Origin of the sequence: Flagellimonas iocasae, from assembly GCF_042682725.1 — a bacterium.
Lineage (GTDB): Bacteria > Bacteroidota > Bacteroidia > Flavobacteriales > Flavobacteriaceae > Flagellimonas > Flagellimonas iocasae.
The window spans coordinates 105,228-115,506 of record NZ_JBHUHU010000005.1 but is presented as its reverse complement, the minus strand read 5'-3'; the positions used below and the strand labels follow the sequence as shown (position 1 = coordinate 115,506).

At 44.2% G+C, this 10,279-nt stretch carries 15 protein-coding genes and 1 tRNA gene; all 16 read left to right on the top strand.

Features of this window, described 5'->3' with window-relative positions:
- The first annotated feature begins 142 nt into the window (after positions 1-142).
- The 16 genes from ACFSJE_RS14585 (at position 143) to ACFSJE_RS14510 (ending at position 10,241) form a co-directional block, all read left to right on the top strand.
- On the top strand, positions 143-439 hold the full coding sequence (locus ACFSJE_RS14585; protein ID WP_379831595.1) for a hypothetical protein: 297 nt from the start codon (positions 143-145) through the stop codon (positions 437-439).
- A gap of 92 nt (positions 440-531) precedes the next feature.
- Positions 532-605: transfer RNA gene (locus tag ACFSJE_RS14580), tRNA-Pro, on the top strand.
- A gap of 222 nt (positions 606-827) precedes the next feature.
- Positions 828-2,102, top strand: a complete 1,275-nt coding sequence (locus tag ACFSJE_RS14575) for a site-specific integrase (RefSeq protein WP_036385944.1) — start codon at positions 828-830, stop codon at positions 2,100-2,102.
- 84 nt (positions 2,103-2,186) lie between these two features.
- Positions 2,187-2,570: an ArsR/SmtB family transcription factor gene (locus ACFSJE_RS14570; protein WP_036379075.1), complete on the top strand. Its 384-nt coding sequence runs from the start codon at positions 2,187-2,189 to the stop codon at positions 2,568-2,570.
- A complete protein-coding gene (merTP, locus tag ACFSJE_RS14565; RefSeq protein ID WP_036379073.1) occupies positions 2,563-3,165 on the top strand; it encodes a mercuric transport protein MerTP in 603 nt (200 codons plus the stop codon). The genes ACFSJE_RS14570 and merTP overlap by 8 nt, the downstream gene beginning before the upstream one ends.
- 2 nt (positions 3,166-3,167) lie before the next feature.
- Positions 3,168-3,380: a GDCCVxC domain-containing (seleno)protein gene (locus ACFSJE_RS14560; protein WP_081894160.1), complete on the top strand. Its 213-nt coding sequence runs from the start codon at positions 3,168-3,170 to the stop codon at positions 3,378-3,380.
- Between the two features lie 108 nt (positions 3,381-3,488).
- The gene (locus ACFSJE_RS14555) at positions 3,489-3,821 is read left to right on the top strand and encodes an ArsR/SmtB family transcription factor (protein WP_036379071.1); all 333 of its coding nucleotides are present in this window, start codon (positions 3,489-3,491) and stop codon (positions 3,819-3,821) included.
- A 68-nt stretch (positions 3,822-3,889) separates the two neighbouring features.
- A complete protein-coding gene (locus ACFSJE_RS14550) occupies positions 3,890-4,522 on the top strand; it encodes a hypothetical protein (protein WP_108423558.1) in 633 nt (210 codons plus the stop codon).
- Positions 4,519-4,989, top strand: a complete 471-nt coding sequence (locus ACFSJE_RS14545) for a DUF6428 family protein (protein ID WP_036379069.1) — start codon at positions 4,519-4,521, stop codon at positions 4,987-4,989. Before ACFSJE_RS14550 ends, ACFSJE_RS14545 begins: the two co-directional genes overlap by 4 nt.
- A 16-nt stretch (positions 4,990-5,005) precedes the next feature.
- The gene (locus tag ACFSJE_RS14540; RefSeq protein ID WP_108423559.1) at positions 5,006-5,638 is read left to right on the top strand and encodes a low molecular weight phosphatase family protein; all 633 of its coding nucleotides are present in this window, start codon (positions 5,006-5,008) and stop codon (positions 5,636-5,638) included.
- A gap of 3 nt (positions 5,639-5,641) precedes the next feature.
- On the top strand, positions 5,642-6,688 hold the full coding sequence (arsB, locus tag ACFSJE_RS14535) for an ACR3 family arsenite efflux transporter (RefSeq protein WP_036379066.1): 1,047 nt from the start codon (positions 5,642-5,644) through the stop codon (positions 6,686-6,688).
- A 2-nt stretch (positions 6,689-6,690) separates the two neighbouring features.
- The gene (locus ACFSJE_RS14530; protein ID WP_036379065.1) at positions 6,691-7,461 is read left to right on the top strand and encodes a metallophosphoesterase family protein; all 771 of its coding nucleotides are present in this window, start codon (positions 6,691-6,693) and stop codon (positions 7,459-7,461) included.
- Between the two features lie 322 nt (positions 7,462-7,783).
- Positions 7,784-8,380, top strand: coding sequence for a sigma-70 family RNA polymerase sigma factor (locus ACFSJE_RS14525; RefSeq protein ID WP_051947131.1), 597 nt, complete (start codon positions 7,784-7,786; stop codon positions 8,378-8,380).
- An 85-nt stretch (positions 8,381-8,465) separates the two neighbouring features.
- Positions 8,466-8,702 carry a thioredoxin family protein gene (locus tag ACFSJE_RS14520; RefSeq protein ID WP_051947130.1) on the top strand — a complete coding sequence of 79 codons (237 nt, stop codon included), beginning with the start codon at positions 8,466-8,468 and terminating at the stop codon, positions 8,700-8,702.
- Positions 8,703-8,714: 12 nt separating this feature from the next.
- Positions 8,715-9,689, top strand: a complete 975-nt coding sequence (locus ACFSJE_RS14515) for a permease (protein ID WP_051947129.1) — start codon at positions 8,715-8,717, stop codon at positions 9,687-9,689.
- A gap of 12 nt (positions 9,690-9,701) precedes the next feature.
- A complete protein-coding gene (locus ACFSJE_RS14510) occupies positions 9,702-10,241 on the top strand; it encodes a sigma-70 family RNA polymerase sigma factor (RefSeq protein ID WP_051947128.1) in 540 nt (179 codons plus the stop codon).
- The last annotated feature ends 38 nt before the right edge of the window (positions 10,242-10,279 follow it).

The window sequence follows — 10,279 nt, the reverse complement described above, 5'->3', positions numbered from 1 at the left end:
GTCCACAACCTTCCCCCATCCCGGATTTCAAACTGTAAGTCTGTATTAGGTACAGGAATTGGAAATGAGCTTATGTTCAGGGATGAGCCAATTACTGTTTAAAAGAAAGGTTTAATCACCAAATCTTAAACAAACTAACTCAATGGATAACACTAGACCTACGAACACATCCTCTTTTTTGGCACATGAACATGAAAATCTTGACTATTCCATTTTTCAGCTTAATCTGATTCTCAATGCGTACAGTGAGGGGCAAAAACCATATAAAATAGATTATAATGTACTTTTACTCAGTTATAGTCTATGGAAAGGGGGTGACATTGATGAATTTTGCCAGGATCAAACAATAGGATATTTTCTTCTTAATCCTTCCAATGATTCTGCGGAGGCTAGGGAGGCCTTCTGTATGGAAATCAGGGAGTTCCTTTTGGAAATGTAAATCCACTGACCACACTTTTTATCTCCCTGTTTCATATTTGTTGAAAATGGAGATATAGTTCTCCTAAAATTTATATTTTTGCAATCCGTTTTCGGGATGTGGCGCAGTCTGGTAGCGTACACGCATGGGGTGCGTGTGGTCGCTGGTTCGAATCCAGTCATCCCGACGAACCATGGTTTTATGACACTAAGTAAAACCTTAATTAATTGAAAACCAGAAAATTAATTTTTTCTGGTTTTTTTTATTTCCATCTGAAACCATCGGTGAGGATGTCCTATAGAGTGTCCTATTTTTGTCGGGAAAAATTCCCTAAATTGTACTTCCATTATTGATTTTTCGTGTGATTTGACTTTCGCTTCAACCAATGTTTCACTTAAAGCGAGAACACATGAATACCTCTAACTCCTTCAGTATCAGTTTTTGGCTGAAAAAATCAGGAAGAAAAAAAGATGGACGGTTTCCAATTTATGTCCGGATCAGATGTAAAGGAAAAAATGCAGATCTCAGTGTCCATAGATCAACTTTTGAAGAACGATGGTGTCCTATTTTGGGAAAAATGGACCATAGGGCCAGTGAATCCGTTGTTGTAAACAAATATCTGGACGACGTCCGTGCAAAGTTGCTGGAATGCCATCGGCAACTTAGTGCCGAGAGTAACTTTATAACGGCACAATCCATCAAGCTTCGATATCTGGGAAAGGACAAGGTGATGCTCACCCTATTGGACCTTTTGGAGTACAACCGAACCTATGAGTTGCCCAAACTGGCCAAAGGGACGGTCAAGAACTATTCCTCCACAGAGACCTACCTGAAACGCTTCATTGCCAAAAAATATCGGGTACCCGATATTGGGCTGGCCTCGATAGACTATGCCTTTTTGATCGAGTTTGAAAACTTCCTGCGGAACTGCGAACCCATCAAATCGTTCCAGACATTGAACAACAACGGTATCATGAAACATATGCTGCGGTTCAAGAAATTGGTGACCATGGCCTATAAATTTGATTGTATCCCCAAGAATCCCTTCAATCTGTATAAAGTGAAAATGGAGGATTATGACAGTGCTTTCTTGGAAGAGGAGGAAATTCTGGCGCTGGACCAATTGGAATTCGAGGAAAAGGGCATGGAACTGGTCCGGGATATTTTCCTTTTTGCCTGTTATACCGGACTCAGCTACATAGAGATCAAACTTCTCAATCCCAATGGTATCGTATCCGGCATCGACGGGGAACTCTGGATCGATGTAAAACGCCAAAAGACCAAGACCGAAGTGAAGGTTCCCCTATTGCCCAAAGCCAAGAAAATCTTGGAGAAGTATGTGGATTTTCCCAAAAATGAAAATACCGTTCTTCCAGTGTATTCCAATCAAAAGGTGAACCAATACCTAAAGATCATTGCACAAAGGGCAAATATTGATAAGCACCTAACCTTCCATGTGGCCAGACATACCTTTGCAACGACAATCACCTTAATGAACGACGTGCCCATTGAGACCGTTTCCAAACTCCTCGGGCATACCAAGCTTTCAACGACCCAAAAGTATGCTAGGGTCGTGGAAAAGAAAATCAGCAAGGACATGGCCCAGTTGAAGGAGAAATTGGGAAGCGGGCAAAGTAAAGCGAACGACAATTCGGAATATCCGACCCTAAAGATTATCAGGTAATGTGACCCAGGGCTTGATATTGTTCTTTTGCCACCCATTTATTTTAGAGTTTGCTAAAATAATAAATTACTGTAACTTCGTAGTATGGATAAGAACATATGCATACGTTTGGAGGCGGATGCCAAACAGATAATGGAATGCAGGGAAACTATGCAAAATTTGGAAAATTCCATGGACTCCCTTTCAGGGATAATGAATTTAATGGGCAATCCGGTTCGGCTTAAGATTCTCTACCTTTTGAACCAAGAGCAACGCTTATGTGTCTGTGACCTTAGTGATATACTGGAAATGAATGTATCCGCAATTTCACAACATTTGCGCAAGCTCAAGGACAGAAATTTGATCACATCCCAAAAGGAAGGCCAGATGATCCATTATTCCTTGGTGACCGATCATTCGCCGTTACTTTTTCCAATTTTTGACCTGCTCGATAAAAAAGAACAAATAAAACCAGTAAACCATGAATAACAAGAAAACCTTAATGGGATCTTCCATTATTTTGGCCATGGCCACCTCCCTTTGTTGCATAGGACCACTTTTGGCCATTGTGGCCGGAACATCTGGCCTGGCGTCCAATTTTAAGTTTTTGGAACCGTTCAGACCGTATTTGATCGGAATTACGGGTTTGGTTTTGGTAGTGGCGTGGTACCAACAGTTAAGGACAGTCGCCAAAAAGGAAATAGACTGTGCATGCGATACGGACGAAAAGCCGGCCTTTTGGAAGGGTAAAATTTGGTTGATGACCATCACGGTCTTTGCCTTAGCGATGCTTGCCTTTCCCTATTATGCCCAATCTTTGTACCCGAAACAGGAAGCCAAGGGTCAAACGAACTTTTTTGCGAGCCAAGATGTCAAGGAAATCAATATTCCGGTCGTGGGAATGACATGCAGTGGGTGCGAGGCACATATTGAACACGAGGTCAATGGACTTGATGGGATCATCATGGTCAAGGCAGATTACCAAAAAGCCAATGCACAGATAATGTACGATCCCGCCAAAACCACCAGGGATGCTATCGTGAACGCCATTTTGAAAACCGGATACACCATAAAGGACCAGTGATAATGGATATCAATCTGTACTCTACAATTACCTGTCCGCATTGTGGCAATTCCAAAGAGGAAAAGATGCCTACGGATTCTTGTCAGTTCTTTTATGAATGTGAAAATTGCGGCTCCATTCTAAGGCCCAAAAATGGCGATTGTTGCGTGTATTGTTCCTTTGGTTCGGTGGCCTGTCCCCCCATTCAGGCAACATCCGGATGTTGTGGTACATGACCAAGTGACCCTGAAAATTTGTAAAGCCTTGGTTTGAACCTAAGTATTTTTATCGAAAATCTTTTTATGTTGAATCAATATATTGTAATATTGCGATAAAATAATGATATGGGACTGGCAAAGACCGAAATATTTACCGAAAACCAGAATGAGCTCGCCCTCATCGGTAAGGTATTTGCCCATCCCGCCCGGATTGCCATATTGCAGCACCTCTTCAAGGTCAAGGCCTGTGTCTGTGGTGACCTTGTGGACGAGATAGGACTGGCACAGCCTACGGTTTCACAACACTTGAAGGAACTCCGGAACATGGGACTCATCAAGGGCGATGTGGAGGGCACCAGTGTCTGTTACTGTGTCAATGTGGCAAATTGGAACGAAATGAAGGATAAGTTCAAGGCATTCCTCGATCAGGGGATTGAACTGGACCAAGAGTGCTGTTAGTATTTTTTTGAACCCATTAATCGTTTTATTGCGATTAACTAATAAACTGAAACCATAAAATAGAAACCATGAAAACAAAAATGATCCTAACCATGGCACTGCTGCTGTTGTGCCTCCCATTGACCACACATTCCCAGGAACTGAGGGGAAAGATCCAACGCTCCGTAAAGGAACTGAAGACCGTTTTTCCCCAGATACCCAAAGAAAAGATCCAGCTTTTGGACCAACTCGCCGCCAGAATGGTGTCCAATATGGGGGAGACCCCTTATACCGTTGTATTTGTGGACCAGGACAATGACGATATGGGCCAATTGGCCATGATCTGGCTCAGGACGGGCCTTATGTACTACGGATTATATGACAGGTTCAAGGTGGAATCCGCTGGTCTGGATACCGCCAATGAGACCCTTCCCGGTCTGGCCCTGCTGAAGAACGATGGGTTCAGGGTCTCCAATGCGCAGGGCGAATCCCTGTTCACGTATTCGGTCCGCTATGGCTCCGATAGTTGGACCATCAACAGAAAGACCCTCGAATCCTTACATTTGGACGAGGACAGCAGTGTCAAGGTATATGTACAGGATGGGCTGACGGACCGAAATGCAGAGGTCCTTTTTGAAAACAAGGCCGTCATCGCGGGGGAAATGATCTATGTCGCCACCCAGGTCGATGCTATTATCAAAGCTAAAATGAACAATCCATGAAATTATCAGAAGTAAAAGAAGTACTGTCCCGATTGGAAACCCTTGGCTTCCAATTGCCCACCGGGGAAATGGTCCCCGGACATTTCCATGTCACCGAAGTGGGGAAGATTCACAAACACTTTATAGACTGCGGGGGAACCGTGCGCCATGAGGAAGTGGTCAGTTTCCAACTGTGGGAGGCCAACGACTATGACCACAGGTTGCATCCCGAAAAGTTGGTTCATATCATCGAACTGTCCCAAAAGGTATTGGAAATAGAGGACTCACTGGAAGTCGAAGTGGAATACCAGGGCACCACTATCGGAAAATATGGCCTTGCCTTTGATGAAGGGCATTTTCTGTTGACCACCAAGATGACCGACTGCCTTGCCAAGGACCAGTGTGGGGTCCCCGAAAAGAAACCAAAGGTAAGACTGTCCCAATTGAAAAGTGAGCCCTGCTGTTCCCCGGACGGCAATTGTTGCTAAATCTTAATTCTATATAATGACTACGACCACAACTAGCCTGTTCCCTGAAATAGCGGGATTCATCACAACCTTGAAACTGGATGCCGTTTCCCCGGAGCGTAGGGAAATCCTTGATCCCCTTGCCGGGTTCATACAGTCGAAAGTTTCCGAAGATCAGGAAATACGCCTGAATTTCATTTGCACCCACAATTCCAGGAGGAGCCACCTGTCACAGATATGGGCACAGGCCATGGCTTTCCATTTCAACATCAAGAACGTATTTTGCTATTCGGGGGGGACCGAAGCCACGGCCCTGTTCCCGATGGTGGCGGAAACCTTGGGGAAACAAGGGTTCCAGATCCAACAGCTTTCACAGGGACAAAATCCTGTCTATGCCATCAAATATGCGGAAAATGCCCATCCGGTGATCGGGTTCTCCAAGAAAATGGACGATGCCTTCAACCCCAGTTCCGGCTTTGGGGCCATCATGACCTGTGATTCGGCCAATGAGGCCTGTCCCTTTGTGCCCGGTGCGGAAAAGCGCATCCCCATCACCTTTGAGGATCCCAAGGCCTTTGACAATACCCCGCAACAGGCCGAGAAATACCTTGAAAGGAGCATACAGATAGCAACGGAACTTTGGTATGTATTTTCACAGATCAAATCATAACACATGGCAGTAAAAAAATTGAGCTTTTTGGACAGGAACCTTACCCTTTGGATCTTTATCGCCATGGCGGTAGGGGTCGGTATCGGTTACTTCTTCCCGTCCTTCCCCGACATCATCAATTCGTTCAACAGCGGCACCACTAACATCCCCATTGCCATAGGTCTCATCCTGATGATGTACCCACCTTTGGCAAAAGTGGATTATAAACTGTTGCCCAAGGTGTTCAAGAACACCAGGATCTTGACCATTTCCCTGGTGCTCAACTGGATCATCGGCCCCGTGTTGATGTTCGTCCTGGCCATCCTCTTTTTGAGGGACTATCCCGAGTATATGGTCGGATTGATATTGATAGGTTTGGCCCGTTGCATTGCCATGGTGCTGGTCTGGAATGACCTGGCCGAGGGCAGTGCGGAATATGGTGCGGGACTGGTGGCCCTGAACAGTATCTTCCAAGTGTTTGCCTACAGTTTCTATGCGTGGATCTTTATCACCGTTTTGCCCCCATATTTTGGCTTTGAAGGGGCCATTGTGGACATCTCCATAGGGACCATAGCGGAGAGTGTGGCCATTTATTTGGGCATCCCCTTCCTTATGGGCATCCTTAGCCGAACGATATTGGTCCGGATCAAAGGGGAACAGTGGTATGCCCAAAAGTTTGTTCCCGCCATTTCTCCCATGACCTTGATCGCCCTGTTGTTCACCATTGTGATCATGTTCTCCCTCAAAGGGGAACTTATCGTGGAGATTCCCATGGACGTGGTGGTAATCGCCATACCCCTCTTGGTGTACTTTACCCTGATGTTCATCATTGGGTTCTTTTTCACCAAGGCGATGGGTGCCGAATATGACAAGACCGCTTCGGTGGCCTTTACAGCAGCCGGGAACAACTTTGAGCTCGCCATTGCCGTGGCCATTGCCGTCTTCGGACTGGATTCCGGCCAGGCCTTTGCAGGGGTCATCGGGCCCTTGGTGGAAGTTCCTGCCCTGATTCTGTTGGTAAGGGTCGCCTTTTGGTTGCGCAAAAAGTATTTTAAACCGCAAACCGCATAAGGATGAAAATTGCACTCTTCTCGGACATCCACGCCAACCTTCCTGCCCTTGAGGCCTTTTTTGTGGATGTGGAAAAACATAGGCCGGACGCCATCTATTGCCTTGGGGACCTTGTGGGCTATAACATCTGGCCCAACGAGGTGGTCCATGAGATCAGAAAACGCCGGATACCCACCATTGCGGGCAACTATGATTTTGGCATCGGACGCAACAGTGATGATTGTGGCTGTGCCTACAAGAGCGATGAGGAAAAGGCGAACGGGGCAATTTCCATATCCTATACCAACTCCATTATGGGGGATGATGAAAGGGCCTACCTGAAAAACCTTCCATCCCATATCAATGTGGAGTTCAAAAGGAACGATGAAACAGTGAACCTACTCCTGGTGCATGGAAGCCCAAGACGAATCAACGAGTATCTTTTCGAGGACCGGAAGGAGAAGAGCCTGGTACGCATCCTGCGGGATGCAAATGCCGATATCCTCTGTTTTGGACATACACACCAACCCTATCACAAGGCCCTTTTGGATTATGATGGAGGCACCATATACCGCCATGCGATAAATATCGGATCCATCGGAAAGCCCAAGGATGGCGACAATAGGGGATGCTATGTGCTGTTGAACATGGATGGGAACTTCCGTAGGCCGGACAAGAATAGCATCCATGTGGAGTTTGTACGCTTCGAATATGATGTCGAAAAGGCGGCCAAAGCCGTTGAGGGCAGCATATTGCCCAACGCTTACGCTGGAGCATTGAGAAAGGCCCATTGATTATTTTTTAAGGCCTTAGTCTAAATATTTTCTTGTAAGACAATCCAAATCTGTGATGAATTTTGTAAGGAACAATGTAAGTACAAGAATATAACAGGCAACTTGGTGGAAATATTTTCCATTGTAAATCTACCCTTGATCAGCATTTAAGGGAATTGAAAACCATGGTCAGTTACAGGGAAATTTTACCACTACTAAAGCTTCATCCTTAATTGACAAAGGAAATAGGAAGAGTGAAAAATAAAAGTTTCACCAACCTCTTTGTATACATATCCTGTGTAGGCTGGCACACCATTAAACCGAAAGCCATAAAAGCAAAGCCATGAAAAAGAAATGTTGCGATATTAATGAACAGATCGAAAGTTTCTACAGTTATTTAAAATACTTTACCTTAAAAAAGGTTCGGGATGAAACCATTGCGGAAGATATTGTGCAAGAGGTAATGCTGAAACTGGTCGAGTCCTATCAAAAAAATAGGGAAATTGAAAACATCAAGGCCTGGCTGTTTCAAGTTGCCAGAAATACCATTTATGACCATTTCAAAAAGAGTGCCCCAATTGTTGAACTTAGTGATGTAAAGATACTTGAGGCAACTGAACCAACCAATCTGGAGCTATCCGTGTATGATCATATGATACCCATGATCCAGTTCCTTCCCAAAAAATATGCCGAGCCTTTACAATGGAGTGACATCGACAAACTATCCCAAAAAGATGTAGCTGAAAAGCTGAACTTGGGGTATTCGGCTGCAAAAATGCGGGTGCAAAGGGCAAGAACAAAGCTAAGGGAATTATTTGTGGAATGCTGTGATATCGTATATGATGCCAATGGCAACTTCGTCAATTGCTCTGTTAAGGAATCGTGTATCCCGTTAATAAACCACTTGGTTGATTTTCAGGCATCCACAAAGTACAAATAGGTAGAATCATTTTTTTATTGAGAATTGTGTCTTTTGACACGCCATTTTAGACTACATAGTAAAGTTTATTTAAAATTACTGAACTATGAGTACTGAAGTCAAAATTTTACATTCATCCTGCTGCGCCACTGCATCCCCCATAAGGGCACAAATCGAAAAAATTGCCAGTGAAAACCATCTGGACGTAAACATCACCGAGTTTTCTGACCTCAAGGACACCATGCCCTACGGGGTCCTTACCTTTCCTGCATTGGTCATTGACGGGAAGGTTTATGACTATAAAAAAGTCAGCAACGACAAGGTGTTATTAGCAATTCTTTAAAACGTTTTTAAGATGGAAATCTTTACAAAACTGCTTACCCGACTGGCAGACTATGTTGTCCATGTCCTTTTGGGTATTCCTGATACGGATACATTCGGCTCAGCATTACACTATTTCATCATTGCCTTTGGCTCTATTTCCATTCTGGTTGTGCTGGTGACCTATGTAATGGGAGTGGTAACAAGCTATTTGCCCATGGAAAAAATCCGGGATTATTTGGAGAAACACAAAAAATCAGGTCTTGGGAATGTTGTGGCCTCCTCTTTGGGTGCCTTGACACCTTTTTGCTCGTGTTCTTCCATTCCTTTGTTCGTGGGAATGATGCAGGTCAGGATCCCACTGGGAATTTCACTTTCCTTCCTCATAACCTCACCCTTGGTGAACGAAATCGCTATTGCCATTTTCTGGTTGGGCTATGGTTGGAAAGTTACAATAGTGTACCTACTTTCAGGAATCGTCTTGGGGGTGATCGGTGGAATTATCCTGGAAAAGATGGGTATGGCCAAATATGTGGCAGAATGGCTCAAGGACAATGAATGGAAAGCGCATTCGAGGGAAAAGGATAGCAGAAATTTGCTGAAACGATTTCCTGGAATTCATCGGGAGGCCATTCGGACCCTTAAAAACCTTGTCCCCTATATTTTTATAGGAATTGCAATAGGGTCATTTATCCACGGCTATGTCCCCGAGTCATTTTTTGGCACCTATATTTCAAAATCCAACCCTTTTGCGATTCCCATTGCCGTATTGGTATCGATTCCATTGTACATTGATGCGGTTGGAATCCTGCCCATATTGGATTCGCTCGTTGACAAAGGGGTTCCGTTAGGGACGGCCATGGCCTTTATGATGGGTTCGATCGGACTTTCCATCCCCGAAGGCCTGCTGCTCCAAAAAGTGATGCAAAGGCAGTTGATCATTGCCTTCTTTTCAACTATTGCCATTGGAATGATCATTTCCGGTTATTTGTTCAACCTCCTTTTTTAACAACCTATACTTATGAAATGTGATATATTCAATATTTGGGAAGACCTTCGGACTGATTTAAGGAACTATGTGGGCAAGCGTGTTTACAATGAGCATGATGTTGATGATATAATGCAAACGATTCTTATCAAGGTCATAACATATTGTGAGAAAAAAAATGACGTAAGATATATAAAGGCTTGGTTATACAGGATTGCACAACATACAATTTTTGACTTTTACAAGAAGCCAAGAAAGACCACACTTGTTGACCTGGAACAGTTGCACCTGTTTGTTCCGGATGAATATGATGAAAACGTCTTTGTTTGGCTCGATAAGTTTATAAATGGTCTCCCTATCGACTATTCAACTCCCTTGAGACTTTCGGATATAGAAGGCCTTCCGCAGAAAAGTATTGCCGCGCATCTGGGCTTGACATTATCGGCAACAAAGTCAAGGATCTTAAGGGCAAGGAAAAAGGTTAGGGCAAAGTTTGATGAATGTGGTGAAGTTGAATATTCTGAAAACCAAATGTGGAGATTTACCATTACAAAATCCTGTTGCCTATCATAATTTTGTATAAACCTGCATCCTTTGTCCATTTTCCATGT